Annotated in this window: 20 protein-coding genes and 1 tRNA gene; 13 read left to right on the top strand and 8 right to left on the bottom strand. The window is 71.5% G+C overall.

The features are described 5' to 3' along the window. The first annotated feature begins 147 nt into the window (after positions 1–147). From ACFVYR_RS37325 to ACFVYR_RS37335, 3 genes are all read left to right on the top strand, one after another. Positions 148–525, top strand: coding sequence for a VOC family protein (locus ACFVYR_RS37325; protein WP_384263178.1), 378 nt, complete (start codon positions 148–150; stop codon positions 523–525). Between the two features lie 129 nt (positions 526–654). Beyond that, on the top strand, positions 655–1,008 hold the full coding sequence (locus tag ACFVYR_RS37330; protein ID WP_384263181.1) for a PadR family transcriptional regulator: 354 nt from the start codon (positions 655–657) through the stop codon (positions 1,006–1,008). Further along, entirely contained in the window at positions 992–2,071 is a 1,080-nt protein-coding gene (locus ACFVYR_RS37335; protein WP_384263185.1) for a hypothetical protein, read from the top strand. Before ACFVYR_RS37330 ends, ACFVYR_RS37335 begins: the two co-directional genes overlap by 17 nt. A 100-nt stretch (positions 2,072–2,171) precedes the next feature. Here the strand turns inward: ACFVYR_RS37335 and ACFVYR_RS37340 are convergent, their stop codons facing one another. After that, complete coding sequence (locus ACFVYR_RS37340) at positions 2,172–3,599, bottom strand: M1 family metallopeptidase (protein ID WP_384263228.1); 1,428 nt, start codon at positions 3,597–3,599, stop codon at positions 2,172–2,174. A 72-nt stretch (positions 3,600–3,671) separates the two neighbouring features. After that, positions 3,672–4,241 (bottom strand): heme-binding protein, encoded by a 570-nt coding sequence (locus ACFVYR_RS37345; protein ID WP_384263187.1) that lies wholly within the window; start codon positions 4,239–4,241, stop codon positions 3,672–3,674. Positions 4,242–4,459: 218 nt separating this feature from the next. Here ACFVYR_RS37345 and ACFVYR_RS37350 point away from each other — a divergent pair, with 218 nt between their 5' ends. The 3 genes from ACFVYR_RS37350 (at position 4,460) to ACFVYR_RS37360 (ending at position 6,969) form a co-directional block, all read left to right on the top strand. Beyond that, positions 4,460–5,671, top strand: coding sequence for a sensor histidine kinase (locus ACFVYR_RS37350; protein ID WP_384263190.1), 1,212 nt, complete (start codon positions 4,460–4,462; stop codon positions 5,669–5,671). Beyond that, complete coding sequence (locus tag ACFVYR_RS37355; protein ID WP_384263193.1) at positions 5,668–6,351, top strand: response regulator; 684 nt, start codon at positions 5,668–5,670, stop codon at positions 6,349–6,351. The genes ACFVYR_RS37350 and ACFVYR_RS37355 overlap by 4 nt, the downstream gene beginning before the upstream one ends. Positions 6,352–6,465: 114 nt before the next feature. Continuing rightward, complete coding sequence (locus ACFVYR_RS37360) at positions 6,466–6,969, top strand: hypothetical protein (RefSeq protein ID WP_384263196.1); 504 nt, start codon at positions 6,466–6,468, stop codon at positions 6,967–6,969. Positions 6,970–6,983: 14 nt separating this feature from the next. Here the strand turns inward: ACFVYR_RS37360 and ACFVYR_RS37365 are convergent, their stop codons facing one another. Both ACFVYR_RS37365 and ACFVYR_RS37370 read right to left on the bottom strand, forming a co-directional pair. Then, entirely contained in the window at positions 6,984–8,096 is a 1,113-nt protein-coding gene (locus tag ACFVYR_RS37365; RefSeq protein WP_384263199.1) for an FAD-dependent oxidoreductase, read from the bottom strand. A 349-nt stretch (positions 8,097–8,445) separates the two neighbouring features. Continuing rightward, positions 8,446–9,120: a pentapeptide repeat-containing protein gene (locus tag ACFVYR_RS37370; protein WP_384263201.1), complete on the bottom strand. Its 675-nt coding sequence runs from the start codon at positions 9,118–9,120 to the stop codon at positions 8,446–8,448. Positions 9,121–9,272: 152 nt separating this feature from the next. On the opposite strand from ACFVYR_RS37370, the gene ACFVYR_RS37375 reads away from it, so the two are divergent. The 3 genes from ACFVYR_RS37375 to ACFVYR_RS37385 all read left to right on the top strand — a co-directional run bounded on the left by ACFVYR_RS37375 (position 9,273) and on the right by ACFVYR_RS37385 (position 13,085). Next, the gene (locus ACFVYR_RS37375; RefSeq protein WP_384263204.1) at positions 9,273–10,541 is read left to right on the top strand and encodes an NAD(P)-binding protein; all 1,269 of its coding nucleotides are present in this window, start codon (positions 9,273–9,275) and stop codon (positions 10,539–10,541) included. Between the two features lie 197 nt (positions 10,542–10,738). Beyond that, positions 10,739–11,755, top strand: coding sequence for a zinc-binding dehydrogenase (locus tag ACFVYR_RS37380; RefSeq protein WP_384263231.1), 1,017 nt, complete (start codon positions 10,739–10,741; stop codon positions 11,753–11,755). Positions 11,756–11,858: 103 nt separating this feature from the next. Next, entirely contained in the window at positions 11,859–13,085 is a 1,227-nt protein-coding gene (locus ACFVYR_RS37385; RefSeq protein WP_384263207.1) for a GNAT family N-acetyltransferase, read from the top strand. A gap of 135 nt (positions 13,086–13,220) precedes the next feature. On the opposite strand, the gene ACFVYR_RS37390 is transcribed toward ACFVYR_RS37385, so the two are convergent. Further along, positions 13,221–14,063, bottom strand: coding sequence for an aminoglycoside phosphotransferase family protein (locus ACFVYR_RS37390; RefSeq protein ID WP_384263234.1), 843 nt, complete (start codon positions 14,061–14,063; stop codon positions 13,221–13,223). 79 nt (positions 14,064–14,142) lie between these two features. On the opposite strand from ACFVYR_RS37390, the gene ACFVYR_RS37395 reads away from it, so the two are divergent. Further along, positions 14,143–14,853, top strand: coding sequence for a rhomboid-like protein (locus tag ACFVYR_RS37395; protein ID WP_384263210.1), 711 nt, complete (start codon positions 14,143–14,145; stop codon positions 14,851–14,853). Here ACFVYR_RS37395 and ACFVYR_RS37400 read toward each other — a convergent pair. After that, positions 14,831–15,697, bottom strand: coding sequence for a DsbA family protein (locus ACFVYR_RS37400; RefSeq protein ID WP_384263213.1), 867 nt, complete (start codon positions 15,695–15,697; stop codon positions 14,831–14,833). The genes ACFVYR_RS37395 and ACFVYR_RS37400 overlap by 23 nt on opposite strands. Before the next feature lie 137 nt (positions 15,698–15,834). On the opposite strand from ACFVYR_RS37400, the gene ACFVYR_RS37405 reads away from it, so the two are divergent. After that, positions 15,835–17,313 (top strand): NAD(P)/FAD-dependent oxidoreductase, encoded by a 1,479-nt coding sequence (locus ACFVYR_RS37405; RefSeq protein ID WP_384263216.1) that lies wholly within the window; start codon positions 15,835–15,837, stop codon positions 17,311–17,313. Between the two features lie 21 nt (positions 17,314–17,334). On the opposite strand, the gene ACFVYR_RS37410 is transcribed toward ACFVYR_RS37405, so the two are convergent. Next, positions 17,335–18,213: a helix-turn-helix transcriptional regulator gene (locus tag ACFVYR_RS37410; RefSeq protein WP_384263219.1), complete on the bottom strand. Its 879-nt coding sequence runs from the start codon at positions 18,211–18,213 to the stop codon at positions 17,335–17,337. A 159-nt stretch (positions 18,214–18,372) separates the two neighbouring features. Here ACFVYR_RS37410 and ACFVYR_RS37415 point away from each other — a divergent pair, with 159 nt between their 5' ends. Further along, on the top strand, positions 18,373–19,401 hold the full coding sequence (locus ACFVYR_RS37415; protein ID WP_384263222.1) for an aldo/keto reductase: 1,029 nt from the start codon (positions 18,373–18,375) through the stop codon (positions 19,399–19,401). Between the two features lie 99 nt (positions 19,402–19,500). On the opposite strand, the gene ACFVYR_RS37420 is transcribed toward ACFVYR_RS37415, so the two are convergent. Continuing rightward, positions 19,501–19,574: transfer RNA gene (locus ACFVYR_RS37420), tRNA-Thr, on the bottom strand. Positions 19,575–19,906: 332 nt separating this feature from the next. Between ACFVYR_RS37420 and ACFVYR_RS37425 the strand changes: the two genes are divergently transcribed. After that, entirely contained in the window at positions 19,907–21,043 is a 1,137-nt protein-coding gene (locus ACFVYR_RS37425) for an ABC transporter ATP-binding protein (RefSeq protein WP_384263225.1), read from the top strand. Positions 21,044–21,174: the final 131 nt, after the last annotated feature.

Raw genomic sequence — 21,174 nt, forward strand, 5'->3', positions numbered from 1 at the left:
ACGCTCGGCTGGGAAACCCCAGCCGAGCGCCTCGCTAAGCTCCTGGCAACAGCCAGTTGATCACCGTGTTGCGACGACCCCTTGAATTCGCCGACCGCCGCCGGGGCCCTTCGGCGTGCCCGGGCCGGAGCCGTACGCTGTGCGCCCATGATCGCCGAAATGCAGTGCGTGGTCCTGGACTGCGCCGAGCCCCTGCCCCTCGCGGAGTTCTACCGCGCCCTCATCGGCGGCTCGGTGAACTCCCCGGATCCCCGCTGGTCCCTGGGCGAACACTGGTCGACCCTGCACACCCCGACGGGCCTGGTCCTGGCCTTCCAACGCGTGACGCCCTACACCCCGCCCCGCTGGCCCGACCCGTCCGCTCCCCAACAGTTCCACCTCGACTTCCAGGTCCCCGACCTCGAAGCCGCCCACGAGCAGGTACTGACCGCGGGCGCGACGGTCCTGGACAAGGAGTCCGGGGGCGGCGGCTGGCGGGTGTACGCGGACCCGGCGGGACACCCGTTCTGCTTGGTACGCCACTGAGAGCCTGTCTTTGAACCCCCGTCTGCGCCCCGACGCCCGGCACGCGGGCGCGGCGCGGCGGCCTCTCACTTCCGGATGATCTACTATTACGGAAACCCAAATAGTCCACTATCCAGAAAGCCGGGACCCGTGACCTCCGCGCCAGCCGTCTGGACCCGTGCCGCCCTCCCCCTGTGCCTGCTCGGCATCCTCGACGGTGAGGAGAAGAGCTACGGGTACGCCCTGCTCAGCCGGCTCGGTGACGCCGGGCTCGAAGGAGTCAAGGCGGCGACCCTCTACCCCGCGCTCACCCGCCTCGAAGAGGAAGGTGCCGTCGAGGTCGAGTGGGGGGCCGGAGAAGGCGGGCCCGGACGCAAGTACTACCGGATCACCGAGGAGGGGCGAGCGAGGCTGCGGCGTGACCAGGCCGCTTGGGGGGACTTCTCCCGGACCGTCGCCTCGCTCCTCCCGGCGAAGGGGGATGACGATGACCAAGACACGTAACGCCGAACTCCGTTGGGAACGCGAGGAGGACCAGGACTGGGCCGACACCGTCCACGTGCGGCTCGCGCTCGACGAGGAGGCGCCGGCCGGGTTCGCCGAGGAGATACTCGCCGAGGCCCACCAGCTCGTGGCCGAGGCCGGGCAGCCCGCCGTCGACGTGCTCGGCGACCCCGTCGCGTACGCCCGTACGGTCGCCAAGGAGCGCGTCAGCGAGCGGTACCGGGCCGGCATCGACACACACGGCATGCGCCCCGGCGACCGGGTCGTCGCGTCGTTCGGGACGTTCGGCTTCCTCGTGTTCGCCCTCTTCGGCCTCTACTGGATCCAGGACGGGCTCTGGATCGGGATCAGCTGGGCCTCGCTCGCCGGAAGCGCGGCCGTCGTGGTCGCCGTCTCCCTCCTGTGCCTCGCCTTCATCGTCCGCTCGGCCGGGCGGCTGCGCGGCATGTGGGCCTTCCTCGCGGGGATGGTCGCCGCCATCGCGGGCGGGTCCGCGATCGCCGCGGCCATGCCGGAGGGGGAGCTGTTCCGGGTGCCCGCCCCGGTGGTCATGCTGATCGGCGCCGCCTGGGCCGCCTGCGCCTTCCTGCTCCCCGAGGACACCATCAACAGCTGGTTCACGCCCGCGCGTGCGGACGGCGGCTCCGACGACGAACGCTGGCTCGCCCGACTGGAAGGCCTCCTGCGCGGGCGGCACGGCATGCGGGCCGCCGAGGCACGCGGCCATGTGCGCGAGGCCCGGCAGCATCTCGCCGGCGACCCGGAGGCCGGGCCCGCGAAGGACGTCTTCGGTGACGTCGAGATCTACGCCATGCGCCTCTCCGCAGGCCCGCGCAGGAAACAGCGCATCGCCCGCCAGAAGTTGACCGGTTCCCTTCTCTCGTCCCTGTTCTTCGCCGCCCTCGCCGTGGACCTGATGCTCGACGCGGAGCGCGGTTCGGGCTGGCTCGCCTGCTACATCGGCGCCTTCGGCTGCTCGGCCTGGGCGGCGGTCGGCGAGTGGCGTGAACTGCGCAAGCTGCGACGCGCCCCCGAGACGCGCGACGAGAAGCCCGTCGGCTAGACGAGGAGCGCGCCGGCCAGACGAGGAGCGCGTCGGCTGAACGAGGGGGGCCAAGCGCGCCGGCCAAAGGCCTGTCCGGCGCGTCTCGCCGGACAGGCTCTCAGGGGTGGTCCGGCTTCCCGTCCCCGTACAGCCAGTCGCCCCAGATCCGGCCGACCTTCCGCCGCGCCGCGTCGCCGCCCGCGTGCTTCTCGACGTACTCGGTGAAGTCCCCGGTGTCCGCGTTCTTGTGCCGGTACGTCTTCGTCCAGCCCTGCACGATCTCGTAGAACGCGTCGTCGCCGACCGCCTGACGGATCTTGTGGATCACCATCGCGCCCCGGTCGTAGACGGGCGGATCGGAGATGTGCGCGGCGTCCGTGGGCCTGGCGGGCGGGAAGGCCCAGATCGCCTCGTTGTCCTCCGCGTCCTCGTAGTAGTCGCCCTTGTAGAGCGCGTCGAAGGTCTTCTGCGCGCTGTCGCCGTCGTGGTCCTCCTCGTAGAGCCACTGCGCGTACGTCGCGAAGCCCTCGTTGAGCCACATGTCGCGCCACGACTTGGGGGTGACGGAGTCGCCGAACCACTGGTGGGCCAGCTCGTGGACGAGGAGTTCGGTACCGGGGGCGCCGGGGAAGACGGGCCGGGTCTGGGTCTCCAGGGCGTACCCCGCGTCCCCCTCGCGCTCGACGATCGCGCCGACCGAGGAGAAGGGGTACGGGCCGAAGTTGTACTCCCCCCACTCGATGATGCCGGGAATCTTCGCGATCGCCTTCTTCCCCTCCTTCACCTGCGTGGAGTCGACGGCGGTGACGACGGGCAGCCCGTCGTCCGTCGTCGACGTCCGCATCTCGTACTTCCCGATCGCCACGGTCGCCAGATAGCTCGCCATCGGCTCGGCGCTGTGCCAGGCGAAGGTGGTGCGTCCGCCCTTGGCCGACTCGCGGGTCAACTCACCGTTCGACACGGCCTTCAGGCCCTTGGGGACGGTGATCTCTATGTCGTACGACGCCTTGTCGCTCGGGTGGTGGTTGCCGGGGAACCACGCCATGGACCCGGCCGGCTCACCGAGCGCGAGCGCGCCGTCCGCCGTCCTGAGCCAGCCCTCCTCGGAGTCGTCCTTGTCGGTGACGGTCTCCGGGGTGCCGGAGTAGCGGACGGTCGCGCGGAACGTCTCGCCCCGGTCGAGCTCGTCGGCCGGACGGACCCGCAGCTCCTGACCGGCACGCTGGAAGCGGGCCGCCTTGCCCTCGACGGTGATGCCCGAGACGTCCAGGCCCTTGAGGTCGAGGTTGAAGGAGCTGAGGTTCTTGGTGGCGCGGGCGGTGATCTCGGCGGTGCCCGTGAGGTGCCGGGAGCCGGGCTCGTAGTCGAGGGTCAGGCCGTAGTGCGCCACGTCGTACCCGCCGTTGCCCAGCTTCGGGAAGTACGGGTCGCGCACCCCGTCGGCGCCCGGTGTGCCGTCCACGCCCGCGCCGCAGGCGCCGACGGTCGCGGCGAGCAGGGCGAGGGCGCAGGTGACGGTGGCGGCTCGGGCGGCCGGAGATCGCAGGTCCACGGCGGTGATCTTATGCGGCAAATGTGCGATACGGCATCTGTAGGGGGCTCTGACCTGGGGTCCGGCTCAACGGCTGAGCGCCGCCACCCCCGCCTTCGCGAGCTTCTCGTCCAGGTCGCCGCTCGGGGCGCCCGCGACACCGATGCCCGCGACGGGCGCGCCCTTGGCCGTGACCGGCGCGCCGCCCGCGAGGAACAGCGTGCCGGGGATGTCCTTCAGGTTCGGGGTCTTCTCCAGGCGCTGGGCCAGCTCGGAGGTGGGCGCGTTCCAGGAGACGGCGGTGTACGCCTTCTTCTCGGCGGACTCGTACGACTGCGGGCCCGCGCCGTCACCGCGCAGCGTGACGACGGTGTTGCCGTTGCGGTCGACGACGGCGACGGAGACGCGCTGGTTCTCCTTCTTCGCGGCGTCGAGGGTGGCCTGCGCGGCCTTGGTGGCCGCGGCGACGGTCAGGTGCGTCGACTGCGTGAGGTTCTTGTCGCCCGCGTCGGCGGTGACGGCGGCCTTGGCGGCGGCGTCGGGGGTACCGGCGGTGGCGGAGACGGCTCCGAAGGTACCGGCACCGAGGACGGCGGCGGTGGCGGCGAGGGTGAGGACGCGGGTGCGGGTGCGGGCGCGGTGCGACGGCTTGTTCATCGGTGACTCCTGGGAGTGGGGCGTGGGTGCCGGGTAGGGGGGTGGTTTCCCTCTGCCATCGATCCTCCGGCCGACTCCCTCCCGTACCCCTCGACATACCGGCCGGCAGCCGCGCGCGACTCGGCCGACACCAGGGTCAACCGATCGGTCGACCCCCTCGTGGCCCCAGCGGGCCACAATGAAGGTGTTTGCCCAGCTCAGCAAGGGAGGTGCCCCACATGGAACAGCGCACGCCGGGTCCCGCCCTCCGGAGCCCCGACCCCGACGCCCGCTGGCTCGCAGCCGTCATGCACACGGCGTTCTTCCTGCTCCTGGCCTCCTCGCTGGCCCGCTTCCTGATGCGGCACCCCGGCGAACCGCGTACGCCGTGGATCATCGTGCTCTCGGCGTCCCTGGCACTCCTCTACGTACTCGGCCCCGCCATCGGCGCCCGCCCCACCGCACCGCGCCGCCTCGGCTGGCTCACGCTCGTCGTCGCCGTCTGGGTCGTGCTCGTCGTTCTCGCGCCGAGCTTCGCGTGGTGCGCGGTGCCGCTCTTCTACACCGGCCTGCGTACGCTCCCGCCGCGCACCGCGATCTTCCTCGTGGCCGTCCTGACCGCCCTCGTGGTGGTCGCACAGTTGCAACTCGCGGGCCGCTTCGACCCGAACCTGCTGCTCGCGCCGCCCGCCTGGGCCGCCGTCGCGACCGCCGTGTTCCTGCACATGCAGCGCCAGGCGGCCCGCCAGCGCGAACTGATCGACGATCTCCTCCGCACCCGCCGCGAACTGGCCGCGACCGAGCGGCGCGAAGGCACCCTCGCCGAACGCCAGCGCCTGTCCATGGAGATCCACGACACCCTCGCGCAGGGCCTGTCCAGCCAGCAGATGCTGCTCCAGGCGGCGGACCGCCTCTGGGACACGGACCCGGCGACGGCCCGCACCCACGTCCGTACCGCCGAGTCGATCACCGAGCACGGCCTCGCCGAGGCCCGCCGCTTCGTGCACGACCTGGCGCCCGCCGACCTCGCGGACGGCGGTGGCGTCGCGCAGGCGCTGCGGGCGCTCGCGGAGCGCGAGTCGGACGCGGGCCTCACGGTCCGCTTCCACGCGGAGGGCGCCCCCGTGCCGCTGCCGGACCGGGTCAGCTCGGCGCTGCTGCGCATCGCGCAGGGCGCGCTGGCCAACGTACGCGAGCACGCGCACGCGACCACCGCGGCGCTGACCCTCACGCTCCTTGACGACCAGGTGGTCCTGGACATCGCGGACGACGGCCGGGGCTTCACACCTCCCACCAGGACCGCACCGTCGGACGCGTCCGGTGGCGTACGCGGACACGGCCTGCCCGCGATCCGGGCCCGGGCCGGGCAGCTCGGCGGCACACTGACGGTCGAGTCGGCGCCGGGCGAAGGCGCGGTCCTCTCCGTATCGATCCCGTTGGAGCCGCAGTGACGAACGCCCCCGCCGCCCGCCCCGACAGCCGCGGCGACCGCCCGGTCCGCCTGCTGGTCTGCGACGACCACGCCGTCGTACGCGCCGGTCTGCTCGCCCTGCTCGGCAGCGCCCCCGACATCGAGGTGGTCGGCGAGGCGGGCACGGGTGAAGAGGCGATCGCCCTGGCCGCGAAGCTGACGCCGGACGTGGTCCTGATGGACCTCCAGCTGGGCGACGGCATCGACGGCGTGGAGGCGACGCGCCGCATCACGGCCCGGCCCCACTCCCACCACGACGCCTCCTCCCCCCACGTCCTGGTTCTCACCACCTACGACACGGACGCGGACATCACCCGCGCCATCGAGGCGGGTGCGACGGGCTATCTGCTCAAGGCCGAACGCCCCGAGGAACTCTTCTCCGCGATCCATGCCGCGGCCCGGGGCCGCACCACGCTCTCGCCCCCGGTCGCCTCCCGCGTCATGGCGCGCATGCGCACCCCGCACCCCACGCTCACGGACCGCGAACGGGACATCCTCGGCCAGCTCTCCCGGGGCCTCGGCAACCGCGAGATCGCCCGCGCCCTGTTCATCAGCGAGGCCACGGTGAAGACGCACCTGGGCCGGATCTACGACAAGCTGGGCGTGGACACCAGGGCGGGCGCGGTGGCGGTGGCGAAGGAGCAGCGGTTGCTGCGGTGACCGCGCTCGGGTCGAACCGGCCGCACGGACCATACGAACGCTTGCCCGGCACCATTACCCCAGGTCAGAACCTCGCCCCCGCCCCCACGCCCGGGCCATGACACCATCGACACCGTGCTCGACATCGGCTACGCGCTCTCCGCCCGCTTCCCTGACCCCCCTCAGCTGGACTACAGCCGTGCGGACGTCCACACGCTGCGGCACGACCTCTTCTGCGGGGACGTGTACCTGGCGGACACCAAGGCGGACCGGGAACTGTCCACAGCCTGGGGATGGGTTCCCGTCCTGGACTTCGCGTGGGCGCTGTGCGACATCGTGGAGACGCTGGACAAGGACCCGCTCGGGAGCCGGGCCTCCCGCCCCCAGTACGCGGAGCTCGACTTCACGGAGTCGAGCGACCGCATGCTGTTCGCCCGCCGTTTCGGCTGGGTGGACATCGAGGCGGACTGGATGGATCCGGAGGAGCCCCCGCTCTCCTTCTCCCACGCGGAGCTCCGCCGCGAGGCGCGCGATTTCCTCCACGACCTCGTGGCGGACCTCACGGACCTGCACGACTCCCTCGCGGACAACCCCGCGCTCTGGTCCCTCCTGTCCCGCTTCCCCCGGCTCCCGCGCTAGCCCAGCCCTTCCCCTTAGAGCCTGGTCTCCTGCTCATGCTGCGTGAACTGGGCGATCGGGTCCTGGTCCGGGTCGGCGTGGGCCTCGTGGACTTCGGCGTTGCGCGGGAACATGGCCTGCTCGTACGCGGCGAGCGCGGTCTCGACGTCGTCGGGGTGGGCGGCGAGGGCCTCGCCGAGTTCGGCGCCGTCGAGCATGGCCAGGTTGGCGCCCTCACCGTTCGGAGCGGAGAGGTGAGCGGCGTCGCCGAGCAGGGTCACTCCGGGCACGCGGTCCCACCGGTGCTCGACCGGCAGCGCGTAGAGAGGGCGCAGGATCGGCGCGGTGTCGCCGTCGGTGATCAGCGCGACGAGCTCCGGCGCCCATCCTTCGAACTCCCGCGCGATCCGCGCGGCGGCCGCGGCTCCATCGCTGAAGTCGATGCCGTCGAACCACTCCTCCGGCTTGGACAGCCCCACGTAGGCATGCAGGGTGTCGCCCTTCTCCCGGTGCGCGAAGAGGTCCTTGTCCGGCGTGGGCACGATCATGGACCCGCCGCCGACCGTCTTCGCGGCGGCCACGTGCCGGGTGTCGGCATCGAACAGGTAGATCTCGACGACCGACTTGCCGGTGTAGGCGGGCACGGTGTCGGAGAGCAGCGGCCGGACCTTGGACCACGCGCCGTCCGCGCCGACAAGGAGACGCGTGACGACGGTGCCGCCATCGGCGAACGTCACCTCGTGCCGTCCTCCACCGAGGGAACGGACACCGCTCACCTTGTGACCCCACCGCACGGTGCCGGCCGGGAGCGAGTCGAGCAGCATCTGCCGCAGCTCACCGCGCTGCACCTCGGGACGCCCGCCGGTACCGTCGTCGGGCATCTCCAGAAGCACGTTCCCGTCCGGGTCGAGGACCCGCAACGCCTGACGGCCCTCGACGATGAGCCCCCGGAACTCCTCCAACAACCCGGCCGCCTCAAGGGCGATTTGACCGTTGTAATCATGAATGTCGAGCATCCCGCCCTGCGAACGCTCCGTCGGTGACGACTCCGCCTCGTAGACCGTGGCCGGTATGCCGTGAACGTGCAGAACCCGGGCGAGTGCGAGGCCGCCGAGCCCGGCACCGATGATGGTGACGTCAGTGTTCATGGGGACTTCCTCCAGGTGGTGGCCCGCCGCTTGAGCGGCGCCGAACACCACCAATGTCCGCCCCGCCGTCGACAGACCACCGACAGAACACCGACCCCACCGACATCCACCCGACACCGGGGCCGAACCCCACGCGAGGTATACGGGTACACCCCCACCGGTCCGCAGCCGCGAAACCGGCCGGAGGGGACGTGGGGGTATGTGCGAACGGAGCACCGAGCATCCTGTAGCCCCGTTGTCCGTGCAGCGTGACGCAGGGATAGCGAGTACGCACATACCCCCGCGGCCCCGCCCCACAACCGAACAACGGGCGCACCGGCCCCAGCGAACCCGCACACACCCGCAACCCCTACGCCACCCGAACCCCCACCTGCGCCGCGAACACCGGCGCCAACTCCACCAACTGCCCAGGACTGATCACCGCCCCGGCCAGCGACTCGATCCCCCGAGCGATCTCCAACTCCCCCGCCGCCCGGAAGTCCACGTCCGTCATCCTCACCCCCGTGAAGTCGACCCCCCGGACCACACACCCCCGGAACTCCACCCGCTCCAGCGTGGCAAGTCCGAAGTCCGGCTCCACCAGCACGCACTCCTCGAAGACGACATCCCGCAACCGCGCCTGCCGCAGGTTCAGGTAGTCGATCTTCCCGCCCCGCACGACCACCCGCTCCAGCACGCCTCCGTGCATCTGTACGCCACCGAGCCGCGCGTCGACCACCTCCACGTCCCGCAGCGACGCCTCGGCGAGGTCCGTACCGACACCCCGCGGCTCCGTCAGCACGGAGTCGACGAACCGCGCCCGGACGAGCCGGGTCCCGTCGACCGCGCACCCCGTCACCGCGCAGTCCATGAACAGCGCGCCGCCGCCGTCCTGCCCGCCGAGGTCCAGGCCGCGGAACTCGACCCCGTCGTAGTCACCGTCGGGATCGAGACCGCCTCCGTCGAAGGGCCGGAGCGGAGGCAACCGCACCTGGGCCCGCTGTGCCGCCTTGACCACACGCGCCGGTTTCGCTTTCGGAGTCATGCCCCCATCGTGCACGCCAGGACTGACAACGCCCCTCATCCAGCCATTCCCGGCCCCCGACCCGACAGATCGCCCCATCCCGATGTCACATCCGGCCCACGCCCGAGCGTCCAAGAGGTGAAGCCCAAGCACTCCCCAGGGAGATCACCCCCATGCCCCAGAACAACAACACCAACACCGACGCCACCACCAACACCAGCACCAGCACCAGCACCAGCACCAGCACCAACACCGCACCCCGCCCCCGCCACCTCACCGTCATCGGCGGCGGCTTCGCCGGTCTCACCGCTGCCATCACCGCCGCCGAGGCAGGCGCCCGCGTGACCCTCCGCGAGGCCCACCACACGCTCGGAGGTCGCGCCCGCACCTCCGAAGGCACGTACAAGACGAACGAGGGCCCGCACGCCCTCTACAACGGCGGCCCGCACTGGACCTGGCTCAAGCAGCGCAACCTCATCGGCCCGCTCGCTCCCCTGCCGCCCCTCGAAGGGGCCCGTCTGCGCCTGCTGCACCACGGCGAGCTGCGTCGCATGCCACCCCTGGCCATGCTCAAGCTGCTGCGCCGCAAGGCGGAACACGCGCCGGTGGACCGCGACTTCACGAGCTGGGCGACGGAGGAGGTCGGCGAGGAGGGCGCACGCGCCGCCGCGCACTACGTCGCCGTGGCCACCTTCCACCACGACCCCGGCTCGCTCTCCGCCCGCTTCGTGCACGAGCGCCTGCGCCGCGCCGCCAAGCTGCCCCCGGAAGCGCACTACCCGCGCGGCGGCTGGGGCTCGCTCATCGACCGCATGGCCGCGCTCGCCTGGAACATGGGCGTACGCACGGAGACGCTGGACCGCGTCGACAACCTGGGCGAACTGCCGCAGAACGGCCCGGTCGTCGTCGCGACGTCGCTCGACTCGGCGCGCCGCCTGCTCGGCGACGAGTCCCTGCACTGGGAGAGCGGCCGCACGACACTCGTCGACGTGGCGTTCCGTTCCCGCAGGGGTGACGCCTTCGTCATCTCCGACCTGGACGGGACGGGTTGGGTCGAACGTTTCACCGCCCAGGACCACACGCTCGCCCCCGACGGCGAACAACTCGTACAGGCGCAGATCCCGCTCGCCCCTGGCGAGACCAAGGCGGACGGCGTGGCCCGCGCCGAACGCCTGCTCGACCTGGGCTACCCCGGCTGGCGCGAACGCCTGACCTGGCGCCGCGCCACGATCGCCAACGGCCGTACGGGCGCGCTGGACCGCCCCGGCACCACGTGGCGGGACCGCCCCGCGATCGACCGCGGTGACGGGATCTACCTGGCGGGCGACCAGGTCGCGGCGCCCGGCCTGCTGTCCGAGGTGTCGTTCAACAGCGCGTTGGAAGCGGTCACGCTCGCGCTGGCCGGATCGTCGGCCCTTGACCTCAAGTCCACTTCAGGTTGAAGGGTGAGGGGACGTACCGACGCCCCCCAGTCGACCCCCGGCCGACCCGCACCACGCACCGGCCGAACCCAGCGAGGAGCCCCCCGATGCCCACCACACACGCTGCCACACACACCCCCACCAGAACCGCCACCGCAGACACCACGGACACCCCCCGCACTCCCACTCCCACCCCCACTCCCACCCCCACCCCCACCATGCACGCCATCCGCCTCCACGCCTTCGGCCCCGCCGAGAACCTCGTACACGAGGAGACGGAGATCCCCGAACCGGCCGCAGGCCAGGTCCGTATCACCGTGGCGGCAGCCGGCGTGCACCTCCTGGACACCATGATCCGCGAGGGCATACAGGGCCCGCTCCCCGCGCTCCCCACCCTGCCCACCATCCCCGGCAGGGAAGTCGCGGGCACCGTCGACGCGCTCGGCGACGGCGTCCCCGCGCACTGGCTGGGCAAGCGCGTCGTCGCCCACATGGGCTTCGCCCCGGGGGGATACGCCGAGCGCGCCGTCACCGAGGAGTCCCGCCTGCACGAGGTCCCCGACGGGCTCGACCCCGCGGAGGCGGTCGCCCTGATCGGCACGGGGCGTACGACGATGGGAATCCTCCAGTTCGCGAAGCTGACCCGGAACTCCGTGGCCGTCATCCCCGCGGCCGCGGGCGGCATCGGCACGCTCCTCACGAGGTACGCAACACACCGGGGCGCCACGGTGATCGGCCTGGCGGGCGGCCCGGAGAAGACGGACCGGGTCCGCGCGAACGGCGCCGACCTGGCCGTGGACTACACGGACCCGGCGTGGCCGGAGGAGGTCCGCGCGTACCTCGCGGAGCAGCTGGACGGCCGCGCGGCCACCGTCGTCTTCGACGGCGTGGGCGGCAGGGCGGGCCGTGCCGCGGTCGACCTGCTCGGCCCCGGCGGCCTCCACCTCGTCTTCGGCTGGTCCGGCCGGGGCTCCGGCGACGGCGCGGAACTCAGTTTCACCGAGGGGGAGCTGGCCACTCGCGGAATCAAGCGGATCGACGTCCTCGGCCCGGCGATGATGCGCAGGACGGGCGGTGACAACCCCACCCGAGCCCTCGAACTGGCCGCTCTCACCGCCGGGAGACTCGGCCACTTCACGCCGGCCGTGCAGCGCTACCCCCTCGCGGAGGCGGCAGCGGCCCACCGCGCGCTGCGCAACCGCGAAACGATGGGCAAGGTGGTCCTGATCCCGTGATCCCGTGATCCCGCGACCCCGCGACCCCGCGACCCCGCGACGCGATGGCATTGGCGCACAAATTCGGATGCCCGTCCCCATTCCGGGAACTACCGTCCGTTATATGGAAACCGTCCAGTTCCGCGACATCCCCGAGACGGCGATCGACCGCGCGCTCTCCCTCGCCTACCTCGTCTTCCACGAGAGCCCGGAGGACGAGAAGCGCAAGCACCACCACGATCTGCTGCGCGGCTGCACCCGCATCGGCGCGTACGAGAACGGCGAACTCGTCGGGTTCGTCGCCGCCTTCCCCTTCACGCTGTCGGTCCCGGGCGGTGAACTGCCCTGTCCCTGCCTGACCTTCGTCTCGGTCGCCCCGACCCACCGACGGCGCGGCGTGCTGTCCGGAATGCTCGCGGAGCTGTTCGCGCGAGCGGCGGGCGACGGTTCGCCGATCGCGTCCCTGTGGGCGTCGGAGGACTCGATCTACGGCAGGTTCGGCTTCGGCACGGCCACCTACGGCCACACCATGGAGATCGACTCCCGGCGCCCGCTGGCCCTGCGCATCACCCCCGACGACCACCCGCTGCGCCTGATCCCCCCGGCCGACGCCCCCGGCCTGCTCGGCGAGTACTACGACCGCACACGCGCCGAGCGCGCGGGACGCATCGCCCGCAGTGAGGCGTGGTGGCGCGAGGAGTGGCTGGTGGAGGAGGACGAGGAGGACGACGAGCTGTCACCGGCCCGCGTGGTCGTCCTCGGCGCCCCGGGAGAACCGGTCGCCGGGTACGCGGTCTACCGCACCAAGACCAGAGACGACGCCCCCGGCCTGGTCCGCCTGGACGAGCTGGAGGCCGACACACCGGCCGCCGCGGCCGCGCTCTGGCGCTATCTCGCGTCGATCGACCTGACGGGCCTGATCCGCGCCTGGGGCCGCCCCGTCGACGACCCGCTGCACCTCTTCGCCGCCGACCGCGACCAGGTGCGCGTCACGGGCGAGTTCCCCGCCCTGTGGCTCCGCCTGATCGACGTGCGTGCCGCGCTCACCGCCCGCTCCTGGGCGGCGCCGGTGGACGCGGTCCTCGACGTACGGGACGACCGCCTCCCGGCCAACGCGGGCCGCCACCGCCTGACTGCGTCCCCCGACGGTTGTACGTACGAGAGGGCGCACAGCCGCCCGGCGGACCTCACCATCGACGCGCGCGACCTGGCCGCGGCCTACCTGGGCGGTACGCGGATCGACGCCCTCGTCCGTGCGGGCCTGGCGACGGAACACACGCCGGGGACGACGGCGGCGCTGGACGCGGCGCTGCACACGACACGACTCCCGCACACGGTCGACGAGTTCTGACCCTGGTGGAGGCGCTGAGAGCCTGTCTTTGAACCCCCCGCCTGCGCCCCGGCGCCCGGCACGCACGCTCGGCGCACGGAGTCCCAGGACAGGTGGCTCCGCCACCTGACCTGGGACTCCGCACACAACGCCGTCTCACCGTCCGAGCAGCCGCCGCGCGATCTCCATGTCGTCGGCCACCGGCGACCGCCCGTCCTCGATCTCCCACAGCGCGTTCTGCAGGACCCGCCCCAGCGTCCACGCGCGCGCCCGCTCGCGGTCCAGGCCCAGCACCTCGGTCATCGCGTCGAACCGCCACAGCACGTCGTCCGCGTCGAACCTGTTGTCGATGGCGGGCCACAGATCGAAGCCGGGGTCCCCCGCGAGCGGCTTGGGGTCGATGGCGAGCCACGGTTCGCGCTCGCCCGCCAGTACGTTCTCGAAGTGCAGGTCCCAGTGCAGCATCCGGTCGCCCGGCTCACCCATGACCTCGCGCACCGCGCCCCCGCACCGCTCCACGAGCGCGCGCTCGGCCGGATCGGCGACCGACTTCAGCGCGCCCGGCAGGTCGTCGACCATCTCGGCCGCGATGTCGCCGAGCCGGCGCATGCCGTCCGGCGCGGGCCCGGCCGTCAGCCTGGCGAGTAGCTCGGCGATGACGAGGACCGCCTTGCGGGTGTCGGCCATCGTCGACAACATCCGCCCGGAGTCGAGGCGTTCGAGCAGCATGGTGCCGGTGGCCGCGTCGTGGTCGAGGAGGCGGACCGCCCCGTCGCCGCCCCACAGCCGCAGCGCGACCGGCTCGCCCTCGGTCTCCTCGTCGAGGAGCTGGAACTTCACCGCGGCGGGCGTGCCGTCGGCGCGCACCACGGGCAGCACGAGCGCGGCCATGCCGTGCATGGGTTCCCCGTCGAGCGTCAGGTCCCAGCGCTCGACGATCTCCTCCACGCGCTCCGGCAGCGCGGCGATGAAGGCCCGCCCCGGCTCCCCCGCGTACATGTGCTGCGACTCGACCAGCTCGTCCGGAATCCGAATGTCGATCACGAGCGCGACCCTACCGACGTGCGTGAATCACCGCATGAGGATTTTCCGGGGCACGATCCAGGGGGGACGGGGGCTGCGCGGGACCCGGGGCGCGATCCGGGGCGCGATCCGGGGCATCGCCTCGTACGTCCGCAGCGCCCCGGGAACGTACATCTGGCTGGTGGTCCTCTTCGTGACGACCGTCGCGATGCGCCACATGTCGCCGGAGTTCGAGGCCGACTTCCTGCGCCAGCGCTCCACCAACATCCACGAGCTGTCACGGAACCCGGTGCGTGTGCTGATCTCCAGCGCGTTCTGGATCGACGGCGGCGGCTGGCTGCCGTACGCCGTCCTGTACACGGTGTTCCACGCGAGCGCCGAGCGGTGGCTCGGCACCCGGCGCTGGCTGGCGGTGGCGGTGCCCGCCCACGTCCTCGCCACGCTCGTCAGCGAGGGCGTCCTCGCGCTCGCCGTCCACCACGGCGCCGCACCCCGCTCGTCGGTGAACACCCTTGACGTGGGCGTGAGTTACGCGCTCGCGGGCGTGGTCGCCGTGCTCACGTATCGCGTCCCGACGCCGTGGCGGTACGGGTACCTCCTCGTCGTCCTCGCGGTGTACGGCACCCCGCTGATCACCGGTAGGACCTTCACCGACCTGGGCCACTTCACCTCGGCCCTGATCGGTCTGGCCTGCTACCCGCTGACACGGGGCACCGCACAGACTCCGCGCCCGCGCCAGCACCTCAGGAAATGCCCGCCGCCCTGAGCTCCTCGGCGAACGCCGCCTGCTCGTAGAGGGAGTTGCCGTCGGACTTCTCACCGTCGACGAGGACGGTCGGCGTGCCCGTGATGCCGTCCTCGGTAAAGGCCTTCATCGCCTCCCCGACCCACTTCTTGTACGTCCCGTTGGTGACCGCCCTGTCGAAGGCGCCGCCGCGCAGGCCCTCGACCTTGCCCGCGATCTTCAGCAGGAAGGCGGGCGTGTACGCGTCGTCTGTCTCCTGCGCCGCCTGGTTGGCGAAGACGGCGGCGTGGAACTGCGGGAACCTGCCCGCGTCCACGGACGCCCGCAGGGCGTTGGCCGCGTTCACCGAGCCGCTGCCGCCGAGGCTGCCGTCGAGGAACGACGCGATCGTGTACTCGACCTTGACCTTGCCGTCGGCGACCGGATTCACCAGCGCCTGCGCCCCGCCGTCCTCGAACCTCTTGCAGAACGGGCAGCGCGGGTCCTCGTACACCTTGACCGTATGCTTGGCCTTCGGATCGCCGACGGTGATCACGCCGCCCTTCACGGAGGCGGGGACCTTGGCGATTCGGGCACTGGCGGCCGGGGGCGCCTTGGCCTCGGGGCCACCGGTTCCGGGATCGTCGGAAGCCGAGCCACCGGACGCCGAGCCGCCGGAAGCCGGGGCGCCGGGCTCCGGATTCTTCTCGCCGGACGAAGCCGAAGCGGCCGGCTTCTCGCTCACGCGGCCGAGCGTGCTGCCATTGTGGTCGTCATCGGGACCACAGGCGGACGCGGTCACTCCGATCAGCGCCGCCGCGGCGACCGCGACGGCGACGCGGCCGGCCCTGCTTCCGGCCATCCGCCCGGCCTTGTGTACGGCCATGAGTTGAGCCCTCCAGATGTCGACAGGTACCGCATTTCGTCAGGTACCGCTCAAAGTATCGGAATCTATCCCGCGCCCCGAGCACCGCCCGACTCACCCCCTCCACACGGCCCCCACCTGCGCAGTAACGTCCGCCCATGAGCAGCGCGAGGAGCACGAGCAGCACAAGCGGAAGTACGGGCACGGACACGGGAACCGGCACCGGCACCAGCACCAGCACGGGAACCGGCACGGTCAACGGCGGCATATCGTTCTGGTACGCGGACCAGGGCCTGCCCGCCGCCCGCGAACCCCTCACCTCCGACGCGACGGCGGACGTCTGCGTCGTCGGCGGCGGCTACACCGGCCTGTGGACCGCGTACTACCTGAAGAAGGCCGCCCCCTTCCTCCGCGTCACCGTCCTCGAGCAGAAGTTCTGCGGTTACGGCGCCTCCGGCCGCAACGGCGGCTGGCTCTACAACGGCATCGCGGGCCGCGACCGCTACGCCCGCCTGCACGGCCACGAAGCGGCGGTCCGCCTCCAGCGGGCGATGAACGACACGGTGGACGAGGTGATCCGGACCGCGGCCGAGGAATCGATCGAGGCCGACATCCACCACGGCGGCGTACTCGAAGTGGCCTACACCCCCGCCCAGTTGCGCCGCCTCAAGGCCTTCCACGACACGGAACTCTCGTACGGCGAGAAGGACCGCACCCTGCACGGCGCCCGCGAGACGGCCGAGCGGATACGGGTGACCGGCGCGGTCGGCTCGACCTGGACACCGCACGGCGCCCGCCTGCACCCGGTCAAACTGGTGCAGGGCCTCGCGGCGGCCGTCGAGGCGCTCGGCGTGACGATCCACGAATGGACCCCCGTCACCGAGATCAGGCCCAAGCACGCGGTCACCCCGTACGGCACGGTCCGCGCCCCCTACGTCCTGCGCTGCACCGAAGGGTTCACCGCAGCGCTCAAGGGCCAGCGCCGCACCTGGCTCCCCATGAACTCCTCCATGATCGCCACGGAGCCGCTGACGGACGCCCAGTGGAAGTCGATCGGCTGGGAGGGCCGCGAAACCCTCGGCGACATGGCCCACGCCTACATGTACGCCCAGCGCACCGCCGACGGCCGCATCGCGCTCGGCGGCCGCGGCGTCCCGTACCGCTACGGCTCGAAGACGGACAACGACGGCCGCACGCAGCAGCCCACCATCGAGGCCCTCCACACCATCCTGACCCGCTTCTTCCCCCAACTCGCGGGCATCCGCGTCGCCCACGCCTGGTCCGGCGTCCTCGGCGTCCCCCGCGACTGGTGCGCCACGGTCACCCTGGACCGCGCCACGGGCCTCGGCTGGGCCGGCGGCTACGTCGGCTCGGGCGTCGCCACCGCCAACCTCGCCGCCCGCACCCTGCGCGACCTGATCCAACAGGACTCCGGCCAGGCAGGCCCCACGGACCTCACCACCCTCCCCTGGGTCAACCACAAGGTCCGCAAATGGGAACCGGAACCCTTCCGCTGGCTCGGCGTCCACGGCATGTACGCGACCTACCGCAACGCGGACCGCCAAGAACTGACCACCCCGACCAGCACGGCCCCCCGGCTCGCCCGCATCGCGGACCGCTTGTCGGGACGCCACTGACACGCCTGCGCAGGTGCGGCTTCAGCGACCCGGACCACCGGCGTCCGCAAGGGGCCGGGCCCCGCCCGACAGCGCCAGCAGCGCCGCATGGGACGGCGAGCCCGGCTCGGCCGCGTACAGCAGCAGCGTCAGCCCCTCGTCGGGCGGCGGCAGCCGCAGCGCCTGAAAATGCAGCTCCATCAACCCGTGCTCCGGATGCCGGACGCGCTTGACACCGTGCCCCTTCTCCTCGACCTCCTGCGACTCCCACAACCGCGCGAACTCCGCGCTGCGCTCGCGGAGTTCACCGACCACCACACACAGCCGCTCACCATCCGGAGTACGGCCGGCCTCGGCACGCAGCACGGCGACGATCTCGCGGCGGATCTGCGCCGCCTCCGGGTGCGTGGCCTCCGCGTCCGGGTGCAGGAACATCTGCTTGGCGATGTTGCGCTCCTCCGGGGGCAGTTGCGCGAAGTCGCACCCCAGCTTCCCGCCGAGGCGGTTCCACGCCAGAACGTCCATGGCCCGGCCGTAGACCAGGGCAGCGACACCGTCCATCGAATCGAGCACGACCCGCAGACCGGGCCGTACGACCTGCGGCTCTTCCCGCACCTGCCGCCGTGCGGCCCCGCTGTGCGCCGCCCGGTGCGCCACGTTCCGCAGGTACTCGTGCTCGGCAGCGGTCAGCCGCAACCCACGGGCGAGGGCGTCCAGCACCTCCGGCGAGACGTTCCCGCCGCGGCCCTGCTCTATGCGCGTGTAGTACTCCACGCTGATCCCGGTGAGGCGGGCCGCCTCCTCGCGGCGCAGCCCGCGCACCCTTCGCCGCGTCCCGCCGGACGGCAGGCCGAACGCGGCCGGGTCCAGGGCCGCCCTGCGGGCCTTCAAGAACGCGTTGATCTCCGGCTCGGCATGCATCCGGCCATTCTCCGGCACCCCCGGCCCAACCAGGCCCTGCGGGTACCAGGCTCGGCCGGGCCTGGCAGCCGCCACGACCGACGGGCAAGGTCGACCACGAGACCAGGTGATCACTCACGACACCAGCTGCACGCAGGACAGAAGGACAGGGAAGCACTCATGAACCGCAGGATTCTCGGCGGCACCGGCATTTCCGTCAGCGAGTACACCCTCGGCACGATGATGCTCGGCGCGTGGGGCACCAAGGACCATGACGAGGCCGTCCGCATCGTGCACACCGCTCTCGACGCGGGCGTCAACACCCTCGACACCGCCGACATGTACTCCGACGGCGAGTCCGAGGTGATCGTCGGAAAGGCCCTCAAGGGCCGCCGGGACGACACCGTCCTCGCCACCAAGTTCAGCAACCCGATGGGCACGGACGCCAACCAACGCGGCGCTTCCCGCCGTTACATCGTCCGCGCCGTCGAGAACAGCCTGCGCCGCCTCGACACCGACTGGATCGACGTCTACCAAGTGCACCGCCCCGACCCGGACACCGACATCGACGAGACCCTGTCGGCGCTGTCGGACCTCGTGCGCTCCGGCAAGGTCCGGGCGATCGGCTCGTCCACATTTCCCGCCGGTGAGATCGTCGAGGCCCAGTGGGTCGCCGAGAAGCGCGGCCACGTCCGCTTCCGCAGCGAGCAACCGCCGTACTCGATCCTGGCCCGCGCCATCGAACGGGAGGTGCTCCCCACCGCGCAGAAGTACGGCATGGGCGTCCTCACCTGGAGCCCCCTCGCAGGCGGCTGGCTGTCCGGCAAGTACGGCGGGCCGGACGGCGCGGCCCCCGGCGAAGCCACCCGCTCGAATTTCCTGCCGCAGCTGTTCGACACCAGCCTGCCCGGCAACGCCGCCAAGCTCACCGCGGTCACCGAGCTGCGAAAGGTGGCCGCCGAAGCCGGCCTGACGCTGCCCGCTCTGGCCACCGGGTTCGTCCTGTCGCACCCCGCCGTCACTTCCGTGATCATCGGCCCTCGCACCCACGACCAGCTCACCTCGCTGCTCGGCACCGCGGGAACGGCCCTGAGCGGCGACATCCTCGACCGCATCGACGAGATCGTGCCTCCCGGCACCGACCTCAACCACGACGTCACCCACTACGACCCGCCCGCACTCACGGACAGGACGCTGCGCCGCCGCTGACAGGGCAGGAACTCGACGCGGGCACGAGAGGTACTGCACGGGAGGTACTTCAGGACATGGAGAAGCCCAGGCCAGATGCACTCTGACCTGGGCTTTTCGAGCCCCCTGTCGGAGTCGAACCGACGACCTGATCATTACAAGTGACCCGCTCTGGCCAACTGAGCTAAGGGGGCAGCACGCACAGCACAAGGCTGGTTTGAGGCGCTCCCACTGTACACAGCGCATATTTCCCGAAGCCACAGAGTTCACCTCCCCGCCCGGCGTCGCCTATAAAGAGCCCCACCAAGGAGCAACGAAGGGTTGGCCCTGCGTTCCGGGGGCCCGGGCCAAAAGGTAACCGCTCTGCCAAGTTCCAAATGTTCCTCGAAGGTCGCCCGCGCACGACTACTGACAGACCGGTCCCCCCCGGGGTACCGTCCGAGCAGTTCGCTCAGGTGGACTACACCACTCCTCTCTTTACAACGGATCGTCCGGCACGTTCCTGCCGGTGAAGGGGGCCCTCACCATGGCCACTGTTTCGTTCGACAAGGCGACCCGCATCTATCCGGGTGGCGACAAGCCCGCCGTCGACCAGCTTGAGCTCGACGTCGCGGACGGGGAGTTCCTCGTCCTCGTCGGCCCTTCCGGCTGCGGCAAGTCGACCTCGCTCCGGATGCTCGCGGGGCTCGAGGACGTGAACCAGGGCGCGATCCGCATCGGGGAGCGCGACGTCACGCACCTGCCGCCGAAGGACCGGGACATCGCCATGGTGTTCCAGAACTACGCGCTGTACCCGCACATGACCGTCGCCGACAACATGGGCTTCGCCCTGAAGATCGCCGGCGTCAACAAGGCCGAGATCCGCCAGAAGGTCGAGGACGCGGCGAAGATCCTCGACCTCACCGAGTACCTGGGCCGCAAGCCCAAGGCGCTCTCCGGCGGTCAGCGCCAGCGCGTGGCGATGGGCCGCGCGATCGTCCGTGAGCCGCAGGTCTTCCTCATGGACGAGCCGCTCTCCAACCTCGACGCCAAGCTGCGCGTGTCCACCCGTACGCAGATCGCGAGCCTCCAGCGGCGTCTCGGCATCACCACCGTGTACGTCACGCACGACCAGGTCGAGGCCATGACCATGGGCGACCGCGTGGCCGTGCTCAAGGACGGTCTGCTCCAGCAGGTCGACTCGCCCCGCAACATGTACGACCGCCCGGCCAACCTCTTCGTCGCGGGCTTCATCGGCTCCCCCGCCATGAACCTCGTCGAGGTCCCGATCACCGACGGCGGCGTGAAGTTCGGCAACTCCGTGGTGCCGGTGAACCGCGAGGCGCTGTCCGCCGCCGCCGACCGCGGCGACCGCACCGTCACCGTCGGCGTCCGCCCGGAGCACTTCGACATCGTCGAGCAGGACGGCACCACCGCGAAGACCCTCTCCAAGGAGACCGCCGACGCGCCGGCCGGTCTGGCCGTCTCCGTGAACGTCGTCGAGGAGCTCGGCGCCGACGGTTACGTCTACGGCTCCGCGGAGGTCGGCGGCGAGCACCAGGACCTCGTGGTCCGGGTGAACGGTCGCCGGGTCCCGGAGAAGGGCGCCCAGCTGCACGTCGTGCCGCGGCCGGGCGAGACCCACGTGTTCTCGACGTCGACGGGCGAGCGCCTCACCGACTGACGCACCGTCAAACAGCCGACAGGGCCCCGTACCGCAGGCGAATTCAAGGGGTCGTCGCAACACGGTGATCAACTGGCTGTTGCCAGGAGCTTAGCGAGGCGCTCGGCGGGGGTTTCCCAGCCGAGCGTTTT

Source organism: Streptomyces sp. NPDC058284 (assembly GCF_042881135.1).
GTDB lineage: Bacteria > Actinomycetota > Actinomycetes > Streptomycetales > Streptomycetaceae > Streptomyces.